The sequence below is a fragment of the Lunatimonas sp. genome, assembly GCF_020832325.1.
Taxonomy (GTDB): Bacteria; Bacteroidota; Bacteroidia; order Cytophagales; family Cyclobacteriaceae; genus Lunatimonas.
Genome location: NZ_JAFIEU010000026.1, coordinates 1 through 22,294 on the forward strand (window position 1 = coordinate 1; position 22,294 = coordinate 22,294).

Sequence of the window (22,294 nt, forward strand, 5' to 3'; positions counted from 1 at the left end):
TTTAGACCTTCAAACCCCTGTCAATCGACCACTTTCCTCCCCCTCGGATAATCAGGTAAATGCTCCCCAATAGCATACTCCAATCCGTTCGGCTTCCATGCATCATTTCCCAGAAACCATCATTTTGCAGGACTTCTGATTTGGTGGTAGCAATAGCCACCAACATGATAACCAAGGTAGGGATAGAGGCCAGTCTTGTCACCAATCCCAATAAGATCAGGATACCAGAAATAATTTCAAAAGCCCCTACAAAGCTCCCCAAAAACTCCGGATTGGGCAGCCCTATTTTTTCAAACCTTCCTGCTCCTCTTATTGCAGGAAAAAGGAACTTTTGGATACCTTCTGATAAAAACACTGCTCCTACCATTAGGCGGATGATAATGGTAGTTTTCGATTCGTCTGTTTGTAAGATTTTTTTGATCATGGTGTGTTTTTGGTTCACGCAACGGGCGCAGAGAGATTCGCAGTGATCGCAACGTGGTGTGTATTTTCAATTTATGTTACTTTCTTCGTCGTGGTCGCCGCATTATCGTCGCGCCCGCCGCGAGAAAATATTGTTTTCATTTTTTTTAGACCTTCGAGGTTTTAAAAACCTCAAAGGTCAGGTGCCGCTAACCTTTGGGGTCTTTTTTGGACCCCGAAGGTTTTTAATTTTTCACGCAACGAACGCAGAGATTTTCGCAGTGATCGCAACGTGGGCTATCATTTATGGGTAATTTTTTTTCGTAGCAACCGTTGCGTAAACCGTCGCGCCCACCGCGAGAAACTATATTCATTTAACTCTAAAGACCCTCGAGGTTTTGAAAACCTCAAGGGTCTAATCTCACCTTATCCCCGGTCTGAATAGTCTCTGAGGGGTTTTTGAGGATAATGTCTCCAAGTTGAAGGTCACCGAAAATTTCGGTCTGACCGTTTTGGGAAATCCCTTTTCTGACAGAAATCCTTTGGGCTTCTCCATTGACTACTTTGACCACAAAACGGTCTTCCATGCTGGTCACCAAAGCTGCATTAGGAATCATCAACGAGCCTTCTTTTTTATAATTTACCTTCACTTGGGCAAAACTTCCGGCTTTCAAGTTACCATCCTTGTTGGGGACATCTGCTTCCAAGATTTCGGTTCGGCTGGCATTCTGAAGACTTCCGGATTGACGGCTGACCATGGCTTTGTAGCTTTTACCTGATTGGGAATTCAGGGTAAAGGAAAGGCTGTCGTTACCAAAATCCAAACCCGAATATGATTCCGGAACTGGGATTTCCAAGCGGAGCACTTCATTCATTTCCATTCGGAGCATGGGTTTTTCGCTGCTCTGATGGCTTACAAATGTTCCGGTATGCACATTTCGTTCGGTCACAATTCCATCAAAAGGAGCACGTATGGTGAGGTAGTTGGCCATCTGCTGCGCTGCCTGCAATTGGTATCTGGCAGCTTCAAGAGCGGAATTGGCCGATGCTGCATTAGATTCTTCCTCTTTAAGTTGGTTTTCTATGCGTAGGAGATCAGAAGCAGAAACAGTCCCAGGGGTCTGGGAGGTTTTTTGGATTCGGTTGAATTGATCCTTGACAGTGGAAAGTTTGGATTCCGCAGATTGAGCAAAACCCTCAGCTTGTAAGACCTTGGCTTTGGCAGCAGCCAATTCAGCCATGATTTCCGGGGCTTCGATCTGCACAATCACCTCTCCCTTTTTGACTTTGGAACCACGATCTACTTTTACGCTTTGCACATAACCTGTGATTTTGGGAAAGATGGCTACTGACTCGAAGGACTTGAGCTCTCCTGGAAGGCTGATGCTTCCTTGCAGATCACTGGCTTGGATAACAAGGCTTTCATAGACTTTTTCCTGTTGACCGGATTCTTCTGAATTTTTAGAAGAATTGCAGGAAAGAAGTGCTCCCAAAAAGAGGGAACTGAGTAATAAGGTATATTTATCCATGTTCATAATGGGAAGAATTTTCATCGTAAGGATCTAAAGAAACAGGTTCAATACTCGCATTTTTCAGCAAGCGGGAATAAACAGAAGGCATAATCAGCAAGGTGGTAAAAGTGGAAAACAAGAGTCCTCCGATCACCGCAATGCCCAATGGAGCAGTTTGATCTCCGCCAATCGCCAAGGGAATCAGGCCTACAATCATGGAGATACTGGTCATTAAGATCGGTCTCAACCTGCTCTTTCCAGCGGCTTTGGCTGCTTTTAGCGCATCTCCATGTTTTTTTCTTTCCTCCTCAGCAAAGGTGGTAAAAAGAATCGCGTTGGCTACCGAAACCCCCAATGCCATGATCAATCCCATATAGGACTGGATATTGAGCGTTGCGCCGAATAGTAAAAGGAATAAGAGTGAGCCCAATGCTACCGCCGGTATCGTGGAAAGGGTAGAAAGTGCAGCTTTGAGGGACTGAAAGTTGACTGCCAACATTAAGAAGATGACAAAAACAGCGATGATCAATCCTGTCTGCAATTCGGAAAGTGTTTCAGACAGGAACTCCAACTGACCTCTTACAATCACATTGAGTCCTCTGGGTTTTTCCCCGGCAGCAGCTATGGCTTTATTGATATCTGCTCTGGCTGAACCTATGGTTTTGTCATGGAGGTTGGCGGTGACGGAAACCATCCGCTGCTGATTGAGTCGAACTACCTCCCCTTGTGACAGGCTTGGGCTGATACTGGCCACATCACCGAGGCGATTATTGCTTTCTCCCACACGTGGCAGGTAAATATTTTCCAAAGCTTGTTGGGAATTCATGGTGTATTGGGGGATTTCCACCTGTACCTGATAGGCATTTCCGGAGGCTTTATCCAACCAATAAACAGGTCGGGTAAATCGGCTGGAATTGGTCGCTGAAATCATGGACCTGCCTACATCATCTGCAGTGAGCCCAAGTTGTCCAGCTTGAATGCGGTCAATGTTCACATCTAAAGTGGGGTAGTCCAAGGGTTGGGCGATCTGAACATCCCTGAGGTAATTGATCTGCTTCAGGTTGGACATGATTTTCTCTGCAAAAGCCCGGGTTTCTTTCATGTCTTTCCCTGTCACAGCTACTTCCAATGGATTATTCGCCCCCATAGACATCACTTGATCCACGATATCCGCAGGTTCAAAGCTGATGCGCAATTCCGGGAGTTTTTCCGAAACCATTTGCCGGATATCTTCTTTAAGTTGGGATACTTTGATGCCGCTGCCTTCTTTCAGCTTTACCGTAAGAATAGCCTGTTGCGGACCTGAATTCCAAATGGAGGTGGTAGAGGCCGGATATGCCGAAGGGATGGTCCCTACATATCCAGAACTGATTTCGATGTTTTCTTTTCCTGTCAACCCTTCCAGCTCCTTGAAAAAACGTTGGGTCAGCCGCTCAGTTTGTTCGATCCTTGTACCTTCCTTGGCATTGATCCTAACCTGAAGCTGTCCTGCATCTACCTGTGGAAAAATCTCCGTACCGATCAAAAGGTATAGCCCTGCTACTGAAAGCAGAGACAATAAAAAATAAAATATGACGGTCATTTTGCTATGCACCAGCAATCGGTCCAAAGTACTTTGATACCTTTTCTGGATTTGGTCAAACCTGCCTCCTTTTTGCTTTTCAGCCTGTTTATCCAATGATTTTTTATCCAAAAGCCAATTGGATACTACCGGGACAAAAGTCTGGGAAAGCACAAAAGAGGCTATCATGGCAAATCCTACTGCCAAAGATAGTGGCATAAACATAGATCTAGGGACCCCCGACATAAAGAAAGAGGGCACAAAAACAGCTAGAATACTGAAAACGATCAGCAATTTTGGAATGACGATTTCCCGGGTACCATCAATGATGGCTTTGGGCAGACTTTTGCCCATCTCTAAATGGCGGTGAATATTTTCTATGGTCACCGTAGCTTCATCCACCAAGACCCCGATAGACAAAGCCAAGCCCACCAAAGTCATGATATTGAGCGTTTGTCCTGCAAGGTTGAGGAAGACCACTGAGGTCAAGAGCGCCAAAGGGATGGTCATCACCACCACGAGACTGCTTCGCCAATCGCCCAAGAAAACCAATACCATCAATCCGGTAAGTACCGATGCGATCAGACCTTCCGTCAGGATATTTCTCAGAGATTTGATCACATAGCCCGATTGGTCAAAGGCATATTCCACCTTGATGTCTTCGGGTACGGCATCCCGCATGGCAGGAAGGGCATTTTTGATGTTTTTTACTACTGTCCAAGTGGAGGCGTCTGACCTTTTATTGACGGAAATGTACACAGAACGCTGTCCATCGACCAATGCATAGCCTGTAGCAATATCGGCACTGCTCTTGACCTCAGCCAAGTCTTTCAAATATACTGTTGCACCTCTTGTATTTTGAAGTGGGATATTTTCCAATTCCTTGAAATTTTCCACTACGGTATTGGGCCTGACCAAGTATTCGGTATCATCAATCCGGATACTTCCTGAAGGTACCAACTTGTTGCCGTTGGCAATGGCTTCTACCACATCTTCGGTTGACAGGCGGTAGCTGCGCAATTTTTCGGGATCAATGTCCACGACAATACTCTTTTGGTTACCCCCAACAGGGGGAGGAGAGGATACCCCGGGCAAAGAAGAAAACATGGGACGAACCCGGTTTACGGCCAAATCCTGAATTTCAGAAAGGCTTCTGCTGTCGGAACTGAATACCAACTGTCCTACAGGCACATTTCCCGCATCATAGCGGACCACAAATGGGGCTATGGTTCCTGGAGGCATTTTTCCTCCTGCCCGATTCACCTGTGCTACCACTTGAGCCATGGATTCTGCCATGTCGGTACCCTCGTGAAATTGCAGTTTGATCAGGGACATCCCCTGTACCGAGCGGGATTCCATGGAGGAAATGCCCGTGATATAGATAAAATGCTGTTCATATACCGAGCTGAGGTAACCTTCCATCTGCTCAGGTGAAAGTCCTCCATAAGGTTGGGCAACATAGATGGTAGGCACACCGACTTTTGGAAAAATGTCGATGGGCATGCTGCGGATGGTGAGAAAGGAGAAAAATCCAATCGCTAAAATCACCACCATGACCGATATGGGTTTGCGTAAGGATAATTTTATCAGATCCATATCAATTTAAGTTTTGTAAGAAAACATCCATATCGCCACTCACTGCCGCATAGTACAGCAGGGCTTTCCACATTTCGGCCATGACCTTAATGCTTTCGGCTTCTGCTTTGGCCAAGTCAGCCTGTCCCTGTACCAATTCGTTCAGGTTGATTAAGCCGGCATCATACCTGGCCTGAAGTGCCTGATAACTGTATTCCGCAGCCTGCACATATTCCGGTGCCAATGCGGCAGACTCCAAGGCCTTTTCCAAAGTCACTTTGGCGACAGTTCGGTCTTTATCCAAAGCCCTTTCGACTTGCATTTCATAGGCCTCTGATGCCGAAATCAGGGAATTTTGTCTTTGCACCAATTTGGAGGTTCGGGCGAATTGCAAAATTGGAACGGCAACCTGAAATCCTACCCCGTAATTATAGCGGGAAAAAGAAAGTCCATCAGTAGGGTCATTGAATCCTCCCTCGAAGAGAATGGCCGATCCCCTTGCAAAGGCTGTACCCCAGAAATTGAGATCAGGTAATAAGGATCGGTTGAGTTCTGTTTTTTTGGCTGCTGCCATTAGTGTTCTACTGCGAGAGCTTTGCAAAAGCGGATGGTTGTCCATGGGTTCTTCCACCTGGGGTGTAAATTGCCTCTGGAGATTGGGATCTATACCTATTTCTTTTTGGTCTTCACCCAAAAGTTCTCTTACCCTTGCCATAAAGGATTCAGCGGATTTTTGAGCCTGTAAGTAGTCGATTTTGGAACGGACAAATAGAGAGCGAAACTGTGCCGAGTCCACTCCCGGCCTCAGTCCGTTATCCACCAAAGTTTTGGATAGCTCTAGATTGGTTTGGTAGCGATCCCTATTTTTCTCAGCAGCTATGGCCATGGAAGCTGCTGCCCAATAATTGAGGTAGGCTTCGATAAATCGTACCTGATGTTCCAAAATGGCCAGGGATTCCTGATTTTGGGCAAGCTCCTGTCCGAATTTAGCAGATTGGATTTTGCTGGATCTTTTGCCAAAAGTAAAGGGACTCCAGTTCATCAATAGGGAGGTGGCTGACCCATAGGTGAAATCCATGGTATTCTCTGCTACAGGAGGTCCTGAGATAGGAAGTATTTGGCCGGGGAAAAACATACCTGTGATGTTGTTGTTGGTCGAATAGACCATTTGGTAAGAGCCATCGAGACTGGGAAGGAAGTCTGAGCGTTCGTATCGGACTTGACTCTGTGCGGCTTCTGTTTCCAGACGTTTGGCTAGGAGTTCGGGGTAGTTTGCTGTACTGATTTCAAGTAGCTCCCTCAGCTGGCTTTGTGCATGTGTCTGATACACGAGCAGCAGCATTAGGCAGCCTGTTGCGGTTTTTGTATACATAGGTTGATGGATGAAAGGCTAAATCATAATTCACCAGCTACAAAAATAACCCATGTATATACAGGGATCGTGGTAAAAATGGTGGGGAAAATGGTAAATATGAAAGTGGGGGGCAAACCTTTGAGGTCTTTTTTTGACCTAGAAGGTTTAATTCTTGAAAAACGAATTGATTTCAAGATTGAAAGCTAGTTTAAAAAAAGACCTTCGGGGTTCTTGAAAACCCCAAAGGTCAGGTGCGGCTAACCTTTGAGGTCTTTTTCCAGACCTCGAAGGTTTTCTAAGTAAGGATGTCTTTTTTTGAAAACGATAATACCTTAGTCAAAGACCTTCGGGGTCTAGAAAACCCCAAAGGTCAGGTGCGGCTAACCTTTGAAGTCTTTTTCTGACCTCGAAGGTTTTCAAAAAAAAAGCTACTCAAACAGAAAATCCTCAGGTGTAAAGTTTTCCACATTCTCCTGATGTGCAGTCTTAAACCCCTCTAATCCTCCAAACCATTCTAAGACCAGTTTCCTGCTTACTTTCGAGGGCTTTTCGGAGAGATAGGCTTGAAAAGAAGAATACTTCCAATCAAAAGGTCTTTTGGTCAATTGGTGTTTAACAGGGTTTTGATGGATGTAAATGACTATTCTGGTGAGGTATTCTTCGGACTTAATTTTCTTTCGCTTGAACTTTCTTTGAACGAGTGAGCCGTTTCTAGAAAAAACCTTATTGTAGCTCTTCGAGTAAGAATTTTGGAAATCTGAAAAGGCTTTTACAAGGTGATCATCAGAGATGTCAGAATTGACTTTTATTAAAAAATGATAGTGGTTTGGGATTAGACAATATGCTAATGTTTCAACCTTGTCTCCCAAATAAAAGTTGAATTTCTCTAAAAAGTAAAGAAAGTTATCATTTGATTTGAATAACTTTTCATCTCCAATAGCCCTGTTGTAGACGTGGTAAATTCCTTGAGGTTCAAAAATATCTGCCATGTTGATAAAAGTTTAATTGACAGCAATTTATAGAAAACCTATCAAAACTAAAAGACCTTCTGTCAGGTGGTCGATAACCTTTGAGGTCTTTTTCCAGACCTCGAAGGTTTTTTATGTAAAGCAATTAATCGTATGCTGATTCCTACAACAAGACCTTCGGGGTATTTGAAAACCCCAAAGGTCAGGTGGCCGATAACCTTTGAGGTCTTTTTTTGACCTCGAAGGTTTAATCCTTGGTAAACGAATTGATTTCAAGATTGAAAGCTAGTTTAAGAATAAGACCTTCGAGGTTTTGAAAACCTCAAAGGTCTCTACTCCCCCAAATACCTCCCCCTAAACTGATGGGGAGTTTCTCCGGTATGCTTTTTAAAAAACTTGACGAAGTAGGAAGCGTCGTTGAATTGTAGGAAATCTGCGATTTGGTTGATGTTTTGCTCGGTGTGGAGGATGTTTCTTTTTGCTTCCAGGATCAGTTGGGCGCTGATATGCTCTGAAGCGGTTTTGCCTGTTTTCTTTTTGCAGGACTGATTGAGATTTTGGGGAGAGGTCTGTAATAAGGTAGCATAATCGGTAACTTTGTGGAGGATGGGACTTTGCTGAGACAACAAACTCAAAAAGCGGTCGCAGAGTGGATTTTCGACAAGAGAAGGTTTGTCGGTAGAGTGCTCCGATATTTTTGCAAAAAGCACCCTGAGGTATCCTTTGATCACATCGTCAGCATTTCGAGTATCTTCTTTGAATACCCTAAGGATATCCTCAAATATATGTTCCACCATGGGATCCTTCCACATTGGGATTCTGGTAAGGTCACCCAATTGTTGTATTTGTTGTAGAATTTTGACCTCCTTGACGGCATCAATAAACTCTTCTTTGAACATCATCACGTAGCCTTTGGGTATGGCGGTAAATTGCCAAAAATGTAATTGGCCCGGCTTTAGAAAATAAAAATCAGGCGTTTGAACCTGGTAACTTTCTGTCTCTATCCAATGAAATCCTTCACCTTCAGCAATAAAGATCAACTCAAAATACCCCTCGTGTTTATGGGGTTTTGTCTTTTTGATCAAAGGCTTGAATCGGGAGATTTTGAAAAGCTCCTGAGATTCAAGTTTGTTTTTGGTAGATATGGGAGTGGCGGGGATCATCTTGATATGCAAATTGTGTATTTTCCTCGGCATTCAAAACCAGCAGTTTGAGTAATGGCGAGTGGAGGTGATGAATTTCCTATTGGTAAGTCAATTCCTTTATGGCTTTTTGGGTTTTTGTATTGAAACAGATATCTATAAACTTTCCTTGACTTTATTTTTCAATCAAGTCAAAAGAGGTTTTAGAAAATAAGATGACAAAGATTATCCCCCTTCACCCAATTCCATTCAAGCTGAAAATCAATCTTGAAAACATGCCCTTCCCAATCTACAGGAAAGTGTTGGTGTTCAATACGGTGGAAAAAATGAGGAAACCGAGGTGACAGTTGAAGATATCGTTATGCTGGCAGATGATTTCCACAGAAATAGAATATAAATACAAGCAGTAAAATGGCCAATTTAGAATTTTTTGACCCAGCAATTCATGGATAGACCATGAAGACCTGTCAGGTTTTGAAAACTGTCTTTATAGGAAACAAATCCAAAAGTCACCCCTCAACAAAAGGAAAATTACCCCTCAAAACCGGAACTATTGGAAATTTTACCGTTATTTTGGGTTGAAATAAAAAAATCATGTGCATGAAGCGTAACGTTAGTACCTATTTGAGATTTACCATTGTTTTGTTACTAGGCATAAGCATGGTGTCGGCAGATGCATTGGCGCAGCGAATGAGAAGAAATTGGCTGAAAAAGGAACAGCCCACGGTAGAAGCGCCTAAAAAGGATACCACCGACACCAAAGGTCCTTTCAAACCCTACAGTCAGGTCATCACCAAAGACGCTAACTCCCGGGATGGACTGTTTAAGGTGCACGAAATCAAAGGCAAGTACTTTTACGAAATACCAGACACCTTACTGGGCAGGGAAATGTTGATGGTAACCACCATCGCCAAGACAGCCGACGGTATTGGGTATGGCGGAGAACGTACGAACACCCAAATGCTACGCTGGGATCGCCAAGGTGACAATATCTTATTGAAAGTGGTTTCCTACAGCAACACCGCTGCGGATTCGCTGCCGATTTTCCAAGCGGTTCGCAGCTCCAACTTAGAGCCCATCCTGAATAAATTTGACATCAAAGCTGCCAACGAACGTGCCGGCACGCTGGTAATCGAAGTCACCGACCTGTTCACCAAAGACATACAACCACTCGGCCTGCCGAGGTTCAGGCGAACGCAGTACAAAGTTAGCCGATTGGATAACGAGCGCTCCTACATCGAAAGTGTCAAGTCCTTTCCCATCAACATAGAAGCCCGGTATGTGATGACTTATGCAGCTACCGAACCGCCCTCCAATTCATCCACTGGACTGATTACCGTAGAAATGAACAGTTCCATGGTGCTGCTGCCCAAAGAACCCATGAGGCAGCGTCTGGCAGACCGACGGGTAGGCTGGTTCAACACCACCGTCACAGACTACGGACTGGACGAACAGAAAGCCACCAAACGCACTTACCTCGACCGCTGGAGACTGGAAGTGAAAGAGGAAGACATCGAGAAGTTCAAACGCGGCGAACTGGTAGAGCCCAAAAAGCAAATTGTATACTATATTGACCCCGCCACGCCGGAAAAATGGGTACCCTACCTAAAACAAGGGGTAGAGGACTGGAACAAAGCCTTTGAAGCAGCGGGCTTTAAAAACGCCATCACTGCCAAAGACGCCCCCTCTCCGGAGGAAGACCCCGATTGGAGCCCGGAAGATGCCCGGTATTCGGTGATCCGCTACTTTGCATCGGACATACAAAATGCCTACGGCCCCCATGTGTCGGATCCACGGTCCGGGGAGATCCTCGAATCGGACATCGGTTGGTACCACAACGTGATGAACTTGCTGCGCAACTGGTTTTTTATCCAGACAGCGGCGATCAACCCGGAGGCCCGTGGTCCCAAATTCCGCGATGAGGTGATGGGAAGATTGGTACGCTTTGTGTCTGCCCATGAGGTGGGCCACACACTTGGACTACCTCACAACTTTGCCTCTTCCTTTGCCTATCCCGTAGACTCACTGCGCTCGGCCACGTTTACCCAAGAGTTCGGCACGGCACCCTCCATCATGGACTATGCCCGTTTCAACTACATCGCACAGCCGGAGGATGAGGGTGTCAGCCTAATGCCGGACATAGGTCCGTATGATGTCTATTCCATTGCCTGGGGATACCGTCCCATCCTCGAAGCCAGCACGCCGGAAGAAGAACAACCCGTGCTGGATCAATGGATACTGGAAAAACAAGGAGACCCAGTCTACCGCTACGGACGCCAGGGCAATGCGTACGATCCCAGCACACAAAGTGAAGACCTAGGCGATAATGCCATGAAAGCTTCCACCTACGGCATCAAAAATCTGCAACGTATCGTACCCAACCTCATGGAATGGTCTGCGGAACCCGACAAACCATTTAAAACCTACGACGACCTTGATGAGTTTTATGGACAGGTAGTCACCCAGTTTAACCGATACATGGGACATGTCAGAACCAACGTGGGAGGGGTCTATGAAAATTACAAATCGGCCGGGCAGGGTGAGCCTGTCTACACGCATGTAGACAAAGCTACCCAAAAAGAGGCCGTTAAATTTCTCAGCGAGCATCTCTTTCAGTCCCCGACTTGGCTGGTGGATGCAGAGATTGTCAGTCGGACACAGGACTTTGGCTACTTAGAGAGTATCCGCAATGTGCAAGTAGGCACGCTCAATGGCCTGCTGGAATGGGGCAGATTAGGCCGGGTGATCGAAAACGAGTCGCTGAACGGATCCAACGCCTATGGGCTGCTGGAACTGATGGAAGACATCCGTAAAGGAGTATGGTCTGAATTGCCAAATGGCAGGCCAATCGATGTGCACCGAAGAGCGCTTCAGCGGGCACATGTGGAACGGCTGGGCTATTTGCTTCGGGAGAATGCCCCTGCGATTCCTCCTGCACTGCGAGCCAGACTGGGCGTTTCGATCAATGCCTCTCAATCAGATATCCGGGCTGCGGCTAGGGGTGAACTGAGCGCTTTGCAGCAACAAGTGGCGGCCGCGGTGCCCCGCACCTCCCAGCGTATCTCCAAACTACACCTGGAAGATGTTCAGGCGAGAATCCGGGAGATTTTGGACGCAGATAAAAAATAGCTAACTTTAGACTAATAAACACAAGGCTTGGAGTGGAATCAGGACTAGTAAGAGCTCAACGGTCCTCTTTCTCCTTCCAAGCCTTTTTCCTATGGAATGTATGCAGAGACCGCTTCTTACGTTTGGGCTTTTGGTGCTGCTGGCGATGCCGCTTTTCGCGCAGCGTACAACCTCCATACGTGTAGCAGCCGCTTCTGACCTGAAGTTTGCATTGGATTCGGTCATTTCCACCTTTTCTGTACCGGGTGTACGGATAGATCCCATCTATGGATCTTCCGGTAAACTATTCGAACAGATCTCCAATGGAGCACCCTTTGATATTTTTTTATCGGCCGATATCACCTATCCACAAAAACTGGTGAACACAGGGCATGCCGTAGGGCAACCCTATGTGTATGCTGTGGGTAGACTGGTACTATGGAGCAGACGTGTCCGGACAGACGCAGTAGGATTGGATGCCCTAAAGGCCACTACGATCAAGAAGGTAGCCATCGCCAATCCGCGACATGCACCCTATGGCGAAAAGGCCGTGCAGGCGTTGCAACACTATGGAATGTATGAAATGCTGTCCTCCAAGCTGGTATACGGAGAAAATATTTCCCAAGCGGCCCAGTTTGTTTCCAGTGGGGCGGCGGATGTGGGTATCATCGCGCTTTCTTTGGCCAAATCACCCACCATGATGCAGCTGCAGCCCCAGTATTACCTGATACCGGAAGAGAGTCATCAACCCCTAATCCAAGCGGGAGTCGTCACCAGTTACGGAAAAGAAAAGGACTCCGTCAACCAATTTTTTGACTACCTGAAAGGAGACCAAGCAGGGAGCGTTTTTCAGCATTTTGGATTTTCCAAGCCCCTGTAGCCTATGTTGGAGACAGCCCCCTTTTTCCTCACATTCAAATTGGCATTGCTCACTACGCTGCTTTTGCTGATCGTTGGCATACCCTTGGCGTATTGGCTGGCATTTAGTAGGTATCGGGTGAAGTTTATCGCCGAGGCCATCGTAAGCCTGCCCTTGGTACTCCCTCCCACGGTGTTGGGTTTTTACCTGTTACTCTTGCTAAGTCCCGAAAATACGATCGGCCGATTGTTGGATACGTATTTCGATATCCGCTTGGTGTTCACCTTTCCCGGACTCGTAGTAGCTTCGGTGATTTACAGCCTACCCTTTATGGTGCAGCCCCTCAAATCGGGCTTTGCCTCCGTACCGAGGGCTTGGTTGGACGCAGCCCACACACTGGGAAAAAGTCACTGGACCATCCTGCGCAGGGTATTGATCCCCAACATGAAAAATGCATTTCTCACAGGGTCCGTTCTTACCTTTGCCCATACCGTGGGAGAGTTTGGTGTGATATTGATGGTGGGTGGAAATATTCCGGGCGAAACCCGGGTCGTGTCGGTAGCCATCTACAACGAAGTAGAGGCCATGAACTACGCACAGGCCAACCAATATAGCCTGCTGCTGGTGGGTTTTTCGTTTTTGGTGCTGGCCATCACGTACTATGTTAATCGTCAAAAGAACTTACTGCTGACCCATGATTGACATTGTCCTACATAAAAAATTAAAGGGCGCTTCAGGCCCTATTCCCTTGCATCTGGATATACAGTTGGATAAAGGGGATTTTGTAGGCATATATGGCCCATCCGGTGCCGGCAAATCCAGCATTCTGCGTATGCTGGCCGGATTGCTGCTACCCGATTCTGGGTTTGTGCAGGTGAATGGGGAAACCTGGTACGATTCTCAATCATCCCTTCACCTTGCCCCCAGACACCGACATATCGGCATGGTATTTCAGGAATATTCCCTCTTTCCGAATATGACCGTACGCGAAAATCTGGAGTTTGCCCTGGATCATCGCAGAGATCGGGACTTGGTAAACACCCTGCTCGATTCCATAGGCATGCAGGAACTTGCCAATCAGAAACCGGGAATCCTTTCCGGAGGCCAAAAACAGCGGGTAGCTTTGGCCAGGGCCATGATTCGGCGACCCGCACTGCTGCTATTAGATGAACCTCTCTCGGCCCTCGATATGCAAATGCGAAAGAACCTACAGCAATACATGCTTAAATTCCATACCGACTTCGAACTAACAACGATCCTAGTAAGCCACGATGCCGCAGAAATCAAAAAAATGACCAAGCGACTGCTGGTGTTGGAACAAGGAAAAATCGGCTACGACGGCAACCCAGTTGAATTTTTCGCCAGCATGGAATAGGGGCCGACGACTTTTTTATCTAGGCTTATTTGTGCAACTTCGTGCTCAAACCGGAAGCTATGTCCTATCTGCTGCTGTTCGTGGGTTGGGGAGTATTTTACGCCAGCCATACCTACTTGGCCAAATTGACTGTAAAACGTACCATTAAATCCCGCATGGGGACCGCCTATCGTTGGTACCGCTTGCTATATTCCGGGCTGTCGGTATTTCTTCTTTTCATCATTATGCTGTATGCCGGGAGTATTCCACCGGTCTATTTATGGGCCATTTCCCCCAGTAGCACCTATCTGGGCTATATGCTGGCTACTTTCGGTACCATCCTTGCAGTCAAGGCCCTGAAAGGCATGTCTGTTTCCCGTTTTGTGGGATTGACTCCCTCGGACGACCTCGCCAATCACGACACCTTAAAGGTGGATGGCCTATACCGATGGATGAGGCATCCCCTATATGCCGGATTGATACTGATCTTTTTGGGCTATTTTTTATATTTGCCTACTTGGAGTTCGCTGGTTCACCTGATGGCTTTGTTTTCCTATTTGCCCTTTGGCATACACTATGAAGAGAAAAAACTACTCGAAATTTACGGGACCAGCTACCGCGAGTATCAGCGGCAAGTACCCGCCCTATTCCCTACGAAAAAGCCATGACTGAACTGATCGTCTATTCCCTACTTTTTCTGGCAATTATAGCCCATCTGGTGCTGGCTTCGATTATGTACAAAAGAATAAACGCACATCCCTCCCTGAGTTTTCACGAAAAGAATCGGTGGCGACTGCGGGCACTGATCTTTCCCGCCTATTTTTGGTTTGCCTTCCAGAAAAAAAAGTAAAAAAAACAGCCCCTTCTTGTAGCGTTTTTACCGGCACCTTCGTCTAGGAGTCAAAACCAATGGAAAGGCTGTATTTCATGAAGAAAGTCATTTTAGCATACGTGTTGGTCCTTCTTTCGGGAATGCAGTGCGAAGACCAAATGTTGGTAGAGGCGTCAAATGACTGTGTGGAAACTTCTCCATTGGCCACTGATTCGGCTTGTTACCAAAACTATGATCCGGTGTGCGGCTGTGATGGAAAAACCTACGGCAACGATTGTGAGGCGGCACATGCGGGCTTGAAAAACTGGATTGAGGGAGAGTGTACGTAACGAAAAGGTAGTGGTTTTTTTGTGTTTACCACCCGGAAGCTACTTCTACGTGTTTAATTCTAAGCTTCCGGGTGGATTTTTTACTTCGCATCTACGATGGCCACCCAGTCGTGTCCTATGGCCCCGGCAGTAGGCGGAACCAGACGTGGGTTGGCATCTCGGCTGATCGTTCCCTCCGAATAGGTATTGCCGGTGCGCGGGTCAAACCAAGTCAGCGTCAACGCTCCAGAAGCTAACGAAGACAAATCCACCCTCACCGGCTTCCCGCTTGGAAAATAAAACATGGCGTAGCTGCCGTTCACGTCCTTCGTCGCTGCCACAAACGTTTTATCGTCCCCCTGATCGCTTGTTACGAGCTCCTGAGCGGGCACGCGGCTGAGAAAGGGCCGGGAAAGGAGCAGGCTTTTGAGATGCTGCACCTGATGGGCTATGGGTAGATCCAAGGCTACTTTCCATGGACGTAAGGGGGCATTGATAGGCTTTCGTTCCGGCGTATACATCTGCCACACCGCATGGCATCCATAGGTTTGTCCAAAGGCACCTGCAAAGACATTCCAATACATGATTCTGCGTATATCCTCGGGAATGCTATAACCCAACTCTTTAGCATTAAAGCAATTGGGGTGATCTTCGTATAGTGGCTCTCCGTCGATCGTGGGCTTAGCTGGCGTTAATCCGTAATCATGGGAAATTATTCGATAAGTGGCTTGGTTGGGGCAATGCCCCGTTTGGTGCATATTGAAATCCAGCCACTCTGCTTCGTGAAACCAGTTGCTGGAACCTCCGGGCTTGGCGGGTTGGGGATGAAAGGTCATCAGGGCACGGTCATTCCCCCCCACTCCTTCGACCACCCCTAGGGCCAATTGATTCCATATTTCTACGTCTCTAGTGTTTTGCCTCGGATTACGGTCCCCACCGATCACCCAGATGATGTTGGTGTACTCCCGGTAGCGAGTGCCTATCCATTTTCCAAATATATAGGCATTTTCAATGGTGAAAACCTCCGGGCCCTCTCCCCAGGAACTTTTGAATACTTTGTCGCCCCATGTCGGCAGTAGCGCTATGTATATCCCCCTTTTGGCGGCTTCTTGTATGGCAAAGTCTACATGCTCAAAATAGGCCTCTACAGGTTTTGTCGGATCCAGGTTTTCCAACGGTATATGCCCGTAAGTATTGGGATCCCTAAGTCCGTCGATTTCGGCCAATGCCACCGCTTGCACTACGTTAAATCCTTGGGAAGCACGCTTGTCCAGGTAGTAAAGAACTTCCTCCCGATCGCATCTGTGAAAGAGTTCCCACGCCGTATCCGCCAGCCAGAAGAAAGGATCACCCTGCTCGGTTACCAAAAAGCGCTGATTGTCCGACACCTTGAGACGTGGCAACTGCCCGTACAGGGTGTGGGTAGAAACAACCGCAAAGAAGGTCAGCAAGAAAACGGAACGCAATTGCTCAATAGATTTCATGGGATAGATTTTTTCAGGTTTTTGGAATTGGGTGTGTACGGCTAGTCCATAAAACGCCAGTGGGTTTCAATTTCTTTGGGAAGGACCTCTCCCCTCATCCGGGCCCGAAGCAATTCCACCGGGAGGTAGTTTTGGGTCATAATGAAGTCGTGGAAGTCCTTTTCACTCCACTGTCCGGAAGCGATAACCTCCTCCTTCAGTGCATAAAACTGTAGTCCCCCGATCATATAGGCCAGCTGGTATAGTGGGCCGTACCTACCCTCAAAGGAGCGTCGTACCTCTGCCTCTGCGTTTTTCCGCTCGTGCCCTACCCTATCCACCAAAAAGTCGATGCATTGCTGTGGAGTCCACTGATTCAGGTGGTAGTTGAGAGAAAAGATGATCCGAGCGGCCCGGTGCATGCGCCAAAAAAGCATGCCCACCTTGTCCTCGGCATTCCGGGGAAAACCCTTGTCCCACAGATTAAACTCCCAATAAAGTGCCCAGCCCTCTACCCAAAACGGATTGTTGAACAATCTTCGGTGAGGAAAATGCCGTTGATTCATAAACTGCTGCAGGTGGTGGCCAGGGATCAACTCATGATGAACCGTAGATCGGGAAAAGTGTGGGTTATTGCCCCGCATACTCATCATTTTTTCTTCGTGGGTCATTTCCGAAGTGGGGTACGAAATGATGATGGACTCCCCACCCAGGAAAAAGGGATTCACCCGTTGTGCTTCGGCCGTCATCATGGTCGTCCTCCAAGTTTCCTTCGCCAACTCCGGCACGGTGATCAGGTCCCGCTCTTCTACAAACCGGGTGGCCTCGTCAGCCAGTTCCACCACCATCTCGGGCCACTTACCCGGGGGTACGTAGGTATCTTTTACCATCTCAAGCGCCGATTTCCAATCCTTGCCAAAACCCAACTCGGTGGAGGCCTGTATCATTTCGGCCTCACACCAAGCATACTGGGCTTCCCCAATACGTATCAGCTCCTCTACCGAATAGGGAATATAATTAAACCGGAGCTCCTTTTCAATGGCTTCCTTGCCCATGGGCTTTCCGATGATTCCGGAGCCATCGTCCTTTACCGCGGTATTTACAAAATGCTGCCGCAAAAAGTCCACGTATGCAGCGAATGACTGGTCCAGCGTTTCCATGGGGGACTTCATCCACCAGGAGAAATCGGGATCGTAGTCTGCATAAAAACGGTACGCCTCGTGTACCCGATTACGGAAAGCCTCCACAGCCTGAGCAGCCAAATCGGCTTGTTGCCAACTGCTGTAGGGCGTCTGGGCTTGAAGGGTTTCCACTTGCACTGCAATAGCCTTCTCCACTTGATAAAATGTATGGGAAAGCTGGTCCGGTTGGGGCAGTACAGCTCGTCTTCGGCTTTTGTAAAAAGGCTCCAGTGGGAGCAGAATCTCCAGCACATCTTGAATCTCACGAAACTCCCGGTATTCAAGCGCATGAAAATACCGCGTTTTTTCCAAGTGATTGTTCAGCAGATGAAAATCGAGCTGCTCGTTTTCGTCAAATTCCGAATAGGGCAAAGCATGTAAGCGCCGCTCCCAGTCGGTGTAAAGCCGCTCCATTCGCTGAAAATACTCCTCAGAAAGCGGATTGGAATAGGTGCGCGTAAGTGCCGCCCGGTCCGCCTGGTACGCCATAATCAATGGATACATCCGATTGGCTAAAAGAGGCAGGCTGATAAAAAGAAAAAGAACGAGTAATCCCAGTGGTTTTTTCATAGGTGTAAAACGGATGTGAATTGGTCACCGATAAAATCAAGCGAACCAAAAGCCGGCCGGTGTGAGCCCCTTCAGGAACAGTCTACAGACTGATGAATGTACTAAAATAAGCCAAAAAAAGAAAGCCAATGAAAATCACTGGCTTTTTATGCGTGTTGACGGAAAGGGAAACACTTTTATACGCCTACTTTTTCTAGGTCGCTAAAAAAGAAGCTACCTTCTATGGCGGCGTTTTCATCCGAGTCCGAACCGTGTACTGCATTTTCTTCCAATGACTTGGCAAATAACTTACGGATGGTACCTTCCGCTGCGTTTGCAGGGTTGGTAGCGCCGATCAGGGTACGGAAATCCGCTACAGCATTGTCTTTTTCCAAGATGGCAGCGATGATGGGGCCGGAGGACATGTAGGCGCACAGGTCACCGAAGAATGGCCGCTCCTTGTGCACCGCATAAAACTGTCCGGCAGCTTCAGGCGTTAGCCGGGCAATCTTCATAGCCACTAGCTTAAATCCGGAGTCTTCGATCATTTTTAAAATTGCACCAGCGTTCCCTGCGCCAAAGGCATCGGGTTTTATCATGGTAAAGGTTCTGTTTGTCGCCATCTTTATTCGTTTGTGTTGTTTGAAAGACACAAAATTAACCCAATTATAGCAAACCCCGAAGAAATTGACCGAAATGTAGTTAAATGGCCCTGAGGGCACCTCCTGGGGGTAGTTGGGATTTTTGGAAAATTATGTAGAACTTTGCGCTCTGTGTTTTAAAAAAACACGAAGGTTATAACATTACCGATGCAGCAATTCGATCGATTTAAAGAACAGATTTCCTCTGCTTCACCCAAAAAAATCGTCATCACCACCCACCATAAACCGGACGCAGATGCCTTGGGTTCTTCGTTGGGGTTGGCGAGATATTTGAAGAAGAAAAATCACCTAGTGACGGTAATCACCCCTTCGGACTACCCCTCTTTTCTCTTTTGGATGACGGGAAACGACGAGGTGGTCAACTACGAAGACAAGCGCCTTCGTGAGCAGGCCGACCAGCTGATAGCGGAAGCTGACCTGATTTTTTGCCTGGATTTCTCCTGCCTGAATAGGCTACAAGAGATGGAAGAGGCAGTAAAGCAGTCCAAGGCATTTTTGGTCAATATTGACCATCACCAAAACCCCCAGTACTTCGCGGACTTTAGCTTCATGAGTACCAAGGCTGCCGCCACCTGTGAGTTGGTGTTTGACCTGATCGTGATGTTAGGAGATAAGGAGCTGCTGGACAAAGATACCGCCGAATGCCTGTATGCAGGCATTATGACCGATACGGGAGGCTTCAAACATCCCAATACTACCAAGAATGTACATCTCGTGACCGCCGAATTGATCGACCTGGGTGCCGACAACTCCAAAATCGCTAGGCTGATATATGACACCAATTCGCTGAACCGACTGAAGTTTTTGGGATTTGCCCTCACCCGTAGGCTGCAGATCATGGAAGGATGTCAGACCGCTTATTTCACCATCACCAAGAAAGACCTGCGTAAATACGAATCGCAGACGGGCGATACAGAGGGCTTGGTAAACTATGCCCTTTCCCTGGATGGAATCAAAATTGCCGCCTTGTTTACCGAGCGCAAAGACGGAATTAAGATTTCTTTCCGTTCGGTAGAAGAAGTTGCTATCAACAAATTCGCTGCGGCCCACTTCAGCGGGGGTGGCCATAAAAATGCAGCAGGTGGCATCTCCCGACTGACCCTACCCGAGACAGTAGAAAAATTTGAACAGCTCATTAAAGAAAACAGGAATACCTTACTAAATCAACCAGAAACAATTCATGAAAAATGTTAATAAGTTAATCTTACCGGCGTTGGTATTGCTGGTGAGTGCTGGAGTGCTCGGCTGCAAGAAGACAGAGACGACCAGTGACGGTATCGAATACACCTACATCAAAGAGGGTAAAGATGCCGTAAAGGATGGCGAATACGTAATCTACCATTTTGAAGCCAAGAACGCCAAGGATTCCTTGTTTATATCCAGCTACAGCCAACCGCTGCCGGCTTACATGCAGAAAAACTCCAATACCCCGGCTTCCAGTGGGATCGACGAGATCTTCCTCAATTTGAAAAAAGGGGACAGTATCGTGGTAAATGCAACAGCGGAGAAAATCTTTGGTGAAAACGGCGTGCCCCCATTTTTGAAAAGCGAAGAAAACGTAACGATCACCATCGGGGTTTTGAACGTGATCGAAGAAGAACTTTTTCAGGATTACTTTAACGATATGATGGCTGCAGAGCAGGAAAAACAGGCCAAAAAAGCCGAGATGCAGCTTGACACGGATATCGAACTGATCGAAAAATACATTGCAGAAAATAATTTGAATGCAAACAGGACAGAGTCGGGTCTATTTTACGTCATAGAAAAGGATGGCAATGGGCCGGAAGTGGAGCGGGGAAATACCGTTTCTGTTGATTATACCGGCTATGTCTTGGACGGCACCCTGTTTGATACCAGCGTGGCAGAGAGGGCACGGGAGAACGGTACTTTTCAAGAAGGACGTGACTACGCGCCCATCACCATAGAAGTCGGAATGGGCCGTGTGATCAAAGGCTGGGATGAGGGACTCCAACTATTGAAAAAAGGTTCGGAAGCGAAATTCATCATCCCATCGCCCCTCGCATATGGCCCAAGTCAACGAAGCGAAGTAATCACACCGAACTCTATCTTGGTGTTTGACGTAGTAGTGACAGAGGTACAGAAATAAAAACAAGTGAATTAAGCGTAAAAACGATGAAGAAACTTAGCGTACACCTAGTGGCTTTTTTGGGCCTATCCCTCGCATTTTCGTGCGTTTCCGATGAGGAAAACCTGGAAGTCATCTTTCAGCGGGACAAACAAGCCATAGAATCCTTTATCCAGAACTATGAAACGGAATATCTCCGCCGAGAAGCTGTGGGTGAGTCAGGTGTCACGTTGTTGTTTTTGGAAACGAATCCCGAGGGGAGACAGGCAGCCGTACGGGATACGCTTTACGTGGACTATACGGGTTTTCTGCTAGATGGATCTATCTTTGATACTTCGGTCGAACAGGTAGCGAGGGACAATGGGTTGTATAACCAAAACAGAGCCTATGAACCCTTTCGAATCGAGTTGGGCGTCTCTATGGTAATCGATGGTTGGCACATTGCCCTTTCCCAAATGCGGGAAGGCGAAAAGGCCATTGCATTGATCCCTTCGTTTTACGCCTATGGATCTAGAGGTAGTGCTCCAGTGATTCCGCCCAATGCGGTACTGGCCTTTGAACTAGATCTGATAAGCGTAAGAGGTCCACAGTCAAATTAATCAGAGCCCTCTACTGCGAAATGGGCGTCCTCATAATGGGTGAACATTGGCAGGTTATGAGTGTAAAATGTACTAAAAGATGAAATCGAGCATGACGCAAGCGACACACACTGGGATGACTATCCGCCATGCGAGATTCCATGTGACCACTGAAAAACAATTATAGACACATGAAAAATTGGATAAGTGTCCTGGCGTTGATCGGGCTATTTACGTTAGAGTCCTGTGACGATGGTTTTGCCGGGTTTGGTGGTCCGGTATATGACCGCGAAGGAAACCTGGAAATCGACCGAGTTCGTATCAAAGAGTACCTGCAGACAGCCGCCTTTGACAGCCTATACCGCATTCACGACCCCTCCGGGTTGGTAGTAATTGTGCAGGAAGAGGGGCAGGGATCGCGTCCGATGAATGGGAATGTCGTGTACACCAATTATATTGGGATGCTGACAGACGGCTCGGTTTTCGATACCAATCTCGCACAGGTAGCCCAGGAAAACGACATTTTTAACGAGGACAGGACATACGACATCTTCACCTTTTTCGTAGGTCAGCCTACCAATCAGGGAGGTGCCATAGAAGGTTTCTCTACCGGCTTTCGTCGACTACGGAGCGGCTCAAAGGGCCTATTGGTAATCCCCTCACCATTGGGCTACCAAGACAACCCCAATATTCCGAATATTCCCGCTAATTCCATCCTCGTTTTTGAAGTTGACTTTTTAGGCATGGACTAACGCGCCCGAGATGGCAGGAAATAAAAAAGGAGGTCTTTCGACCTCCTTT

General features: G+C 47.2%; 20 protein-coding genes. 11 read left to right on the forward strand and 9 right to left on the reverse strand.

Annotated elements, in window-relative coordinates; translation table 11 throughout:
• Position 1 precedes the first annotated feature (1 nt).
• The 6 genes from JJU34_RS09685 to JJU34_RS09710 form a co-directional block, all read right to left on the reverse strand.
• Positions 2 to 424 (reverse strand): DoxX family protein, encoded by a 423-nt coding sequence (locus tag JJU34_RS09685; protein ID WP_228692155.1) that lies wholly within the window; start codon positions 422 to 424, stop codon positions 2 to 4.
• Positions 425 to 809: 385 nt separating this feature from the next.
• Positions 810 to 1,937, reverse strand: a complete 1,128-nt coding sequence (locus tag JJU34_RS09690) for an efflux RND transporter periplasmic adaptor subunit (RefSeq protein ID WP_228692156.1) — start codon at positions 1,935 to 1,937, stop codon at positions 810 to 812.
• Positions 1,924 to 5,070, reverse strand: a complete 3,147-nt coding sequence (locus tag JJU34_RS09695) for an efflux RND transporter permease subunit (protein WP_228692157.1) — start codon at positions 5,068 to 5,070, stop codon at positions 1,924 to 1,926. Before JJU34_RS09695 ends, JJU34_RS09690 begins: the two co-directional genes overlap by 14 nt.
• 1 nt (position 5,071) lies before the next feature.
• Positions 5,072 to 6,421 (reverse strand): TolC family protein, encoded by a 1,350-nt coding sequence (locus JJU34_RS09700; protein ID WP_228692158.1) that lies wholly within the window; start codon positions 6,419 to 6,421, stop codon positions 5,072 to 5,074.
• Between the two features lie 410 nt (positions 6,422 to 6,831).
• Positions 6,832 to 7,392 carry a transposase gene (locus JJU34_RS09705; RefSeq protein WP_228692159.1) on the reverse strand — a complete coding sequence of 187 codons (561 nt, stop codon included), beginning with the start codon at positions 7,390 to 7,392 and terminating at the stop codon, positions 6,832 to 6,834.
• Between the two features lie 311 nt (positions 7,393 to 7,703).
• On the reverse strand, positions 7,704 to 8,567 hold the full coding sequence (locus JJU34_RS09710) for an AraC family transcriptional regulator (protein WP_228692160.1): 864 nt from the start codon (positions 8,565 to 8,567) through the stop codon (positions 7,704 to 7,706).
• A gap of 546 nt (positions 8,568 to 9,113) precedes the next feature.
• Between JJU34_RS09710 and JJU34_RS09715 the strand changes: the two genes are divergently transcribed.
• From JJU34_RS09715 to JJU34_RS09745, 7 genes are all read left to right on the forward strand, one after another.
• The gene (locus tag JJU34_RS09715) at positions 9,114 to 11,642 is read left to right on the forward strand and encodes a zinc-dependent metalloprotease (RefSeq protein WP_228692161.1); all 2,529 of its coding nucleotides are present in this window, start codon (positions 9,114 to 9,116) and stop codon (positions 11,640 to 11,642) included.
• A 91-nt stretch (positions 11,643 to 11,733) separates the two neighbouring features.
• Positions 11,734 to 12,501 carry a molybdate ABC transporter substrate-binding protein gene (gene modA / locus JJU34_RS09720; RefSeq protein ID WP_228692162.1) on the forward strand — a complete coding sequence of 256 codons (768 nt, stop codon included), beginning with the start codon at positions 11,734 to 11,736 and terminating at the stop codon, positions 12,499 to 12,501.
• Between the two features lie 3 nt (positions 12,502 to 12,504).
• Positions 12,505 to 13,182, forward strand: a complete 678-nt coding sequence (gene modB, locus JJU34_RS09725; RefSeq protein WP_228692163.1) for a molybdate ABC transporter permease subunit — start codon at positions 12,505 to 12,507, stop codon at positions 13,180 to 13,182.
• On the forward strand, positions 13,175 to 13,855 hold the full coding sequence (locus JJU34_RS09730) for an ATP-binding cassette domain-containing protein (protein WP_228692164.1): 681 nt from the start codon (positions 13,175 to 13,177) through the stop codon (positions 13,853 to 13,855). Before modB ends, JJU34_RS09730 begins: the two co-directional genes overlap by 8 nt.
• A gap of 59 nt (positions 13,856 to 13,914) precedes the next feature.
• Positions 13,915 to 14,502 (forward strand): isoprenylcysteine carboxylmethyltransferase family protein, encoded by a 588-nt coding sequence (locus JJU34_RS09735; protein WP_228692165.1) that lies wholly within the window; start codon positions 13,915 to 13,917, stop codon positions 14,500 to 14,502.
• Entirely contained in the window at positions 14,499 to 14,684 is a 186-nt protein-coding gene (locus tag JJU34_RS09740; RefSeq protein ID WP_228692166.1) for a hypothetical protein, read from the forward strand. Before JJU34_RS09735 ends, JJU34_RS09740 begins: the two co-directional genes overlap by 4 nt.
• A gap of 77 nt (positions 14,685 to 14,761) precedes the next feature.
• On the forward strand, positions 14,762 to 14,995 hold the full coding sequence (locus tag JJU34_RS09745; protein WP_228692167.1) for a Kazal-type serine protease inhibitor family protein: 234 nt from the start codon (positions 14,762 to 14,764) through the stop codon (positions 14,993 to 14,995).
• 80 nt (positions 14,996 to 15,075) lie between these two features.
• On the opposite strand, the gene JJU34_RS09750 is transcribed toward JJU34_RS09745, so the two are convergent.
• From JJU34_RS09750 to JJU34_RS09760, 3 genes are all read right to left on the reverse strand, one after another.
• On the reverse strand, positions 15,076 to 16,458 hold the full coding sequence (locus tag JJU34_RS09750) for a glycoside hydrolase family 140 protein (RefSeq protein ID WP_228692168.1): 1,383 nt from the start codon (positions 16,456 to 16,458) through the stop codon (positions 15,076 to 15,078).
• Positions 16,459 to 16,499: 41 nt separating this feature from the next.
• Positions 16,500 to 18,188, reverse strand: coding sequence for a DUF885 family protein (locus JJU34_RS09755; RefSeq protein WP_228692169.1), 1,689 nt, complete (start codon positions 18,186 to 18,188; stop codon positions 16,500 to 16,502).
• Between the two features lie 176 nt (positions 18,189 to 18,364).
• Positions 18,365 to 18,790, reverse strand: a complete 426-nt coding sequence (locus tag JJU34_RS09760) for a nucleoside-diphosphate kinase (protein WP_228692170.1) — start codon at positions 18,788 to 18,790, stop codon at positions 18,365 to 18,367.
• Positions 18,791 to 18,976: 186 nt separating this feature from the next.
• Here JJU34_RS09760 and JJU34_RS09765 point away from each other — a divergent pair, with 186 nt between their 5' ends.
• The 4 genes from JJU34_RS09765 (at position 18,977) to JJU34_RS09780 (ending at position 22,245) form a co-directional block, all read left to right on the forward strand.
• Positions 18,977 to 20,023, forward strand: coding sequence for a bifunctional oligoribonuclease/PAP phosphatase NrnA (locus JJU34_RS09765; RefSeq protein WP_228692171.1), 1,047 nt, complete (start codon positions 18,977 to 18,979; stop codon positions 20,021 to 20,023).
• Positions 20,010 to 20,936 (forward strand): FKBP-type peptidyl-prolyl cis-trans isomerase, encoded by a 927-nt coding sequence (locus tag JJU34_RS09770; RefSeq protein ID WP_228692172.1) that lies wholly within the window; start codon positions 20,010 to 20,012, stop codon positions 20,934 to 20,936. Before JJU34_RS09765 ends, JJU34_RS09770 begins: the two co-directional genes overlap by 14 nt.
• Positions 20,937 to 20,962: 26 nt before the next feature.
• Positions 20,963 to 21,514, forward strand: coding sequence for an FKBP-type peptidyl-prolyl cis-trans isomerase (locus JJU34_RS09775; RefSeq protein WP_228692173.1), 552 nt, complete (start codon positions 20,963 to 20,965; stop codon positions 21,512 to 21,514).
• Between the two features lie 170 nt (positions 21,515 to 21,684).
• Positions 21,685 to 22,245: an FKBP-type peptidyl-prolyl cis-trans isomerase gene (locus JJU34_RS09780; protein ID WP_228692174.1), complete on the forward strand. Its 561-nt coding sequence runs from the start codon at positions 21,685 to 21,687 to the stop codon at positions 22,243 to 22,245.
• Positions 22,246 to 22,294 lie beyond the last annotated feature (49 nt).

What these genes read in the sequence shown, in the direction of transcription:
- JJU34_RS09740 (WP_228692166.1), top strand. Translation starts at nt 14,499, where the DNA reads ATGACTGAACTGATCGTCTATTCCCTACTTTTTCTGGCAATTATAGCC.
- JJU34_RS09745 (WP_228692167.1), top strand. Translation starts at nt 14,762, where the DNA reads ATGAAGAAAGTCATTTTAGCATACGTGTTGGTCCTTCTTTCGGGAATG.
- JJU34_RS09735 (WP_228692165.1), top strand. Translation starts at nt 13,915, where the DNA reads ATGTCCTATCTGCTGCTGTTCGTGGGTTGGGGAGTATTTTACGCCAGC.
- JJU34_RS09750 (WP_228692168.1), bottom strand. Translation starts at nt 16,458, where the DNA reads ATGAAATCTATTGAGCAATTGCGTTCCGTTTTCTTGCTGACCTTCTTT.
- JJU34_RS09710 (WP_228692160.1), bottom strand. Translation starts at nt 8,567, where the DNA reads ATGCCGAGGAAAATACACAATTTGCATATCAAGATGATCCCCGCCACT.
- JJU34_RS09770 (WP_228692172.1), top strand. Translation starts at nt 20,010, where the DNA reads ATGAAAAATGTTAATAAGTTAATCTTACCGGCGTTGGTATTGCTGGTG.
- JJU34_RS09755 (WP_228692169.1), bottom strand. Translation starts at nt 18,188, where the DNA reads ATGAAAAAACCACTGGGATTACTCGTTCTTTTTCTTTTTATCAGCCTG.
- modA (WP_228692162.1), top strand. Translation starts at nt 11,734, where the DNA reads ATGGAATGTATGCAGAGACCGCTTCTTACGTTTGGGCTTTTGGTGCTG.
- JJU34_RS09695 (WP_228692157.1), bottom strand. Translation starts at nt 5,070, where the DNA reads ATGGATCTGATAAAATTATCCTTACGCAAACCCATATCGGTCATGGTG.
- JJU34_RS09765 (WP_228692171.1), top strand. Translation starts at nt 18,977, where the DNA reads ATGCAGCAATTCGATCGATTTAAAGAACAGATTTCCTCTGCTTCACCC.
- JJU34_RS09780 (WP_228692174.1), top strand. Translation starts at nt 21,685, where the DNA reads ATGAAAAATTGGATAAGTGTCCTGGCGTTGATCGGGCTATTTACGTTA.
- JJU34_RS09690 (WP_228692156.1), bottom strand. Translation starts at nt 1,937, where the DNA reads ATGAACATGGATAAATATACCTTATTACTCAGTTCCCTCTTTTTGGGA.
- JJU34_RS09715 (WP_228692161.1), top strand. Translation starts at nt 9,114, where the DNA reads ATGAAGCGTAACGTTAGTACCTATTTGAGATTTACCATTGTTTTGTTA.
- JJU34_RS09705 (WP_228692159.1), bottom strand. Translation starts at nt 7,392, where the DNA reads ATGGCAGATATTTTTGAACCTCAAGGAATTTACCACGTCTACAACAGG.
- JJU34_RS09760 (WP_228692170.1), bottom strand. Translation starts at nt 18,790, where the DNA reads ATGGCGACAAACAGAACCTTTACCATGATAAAACCCGATGCCTTTGGC.
- JJU34_RS09775 (WP_228692173.1), top strand. Translation starts at nt 20,963, where the DNA reads ATGAAGAAACTTAGCGTACACCTAGTGGCTTTTTTGGGCCTATCCCTC.
- modB (WP_228692163.1), top strand. Translation starts at nt 12,505, where the DNA reads ATGTTGGAGACAGCCCCCTTTTTCCTCACATTCAAATTGGCATTGCTC.
- JJU34_RS09685 (WP_228692155.1), bottom strand. Translation starts at nt 424, where the DNA reads ATGATCAAAAAAATCTTACAAACAGACGAATCGAAAACTACCATTATC.
- JJU34_RS09730 (WP_228692164.1), top strand. Translation starts at nt 13,175, where the DNA reads ATGATTGACATTGTCCTACATAAAAAATTAAAGGGCGCTTCAGGCCCT.
- JJU34_RS09700 (WP_228692158.1), bottom strand. Translation starts at nt 6,421, where the DNA reads ATGTATACAAAAACCGCAACAGGCTGCCTAATGCTGCTGCTCGTGTAT.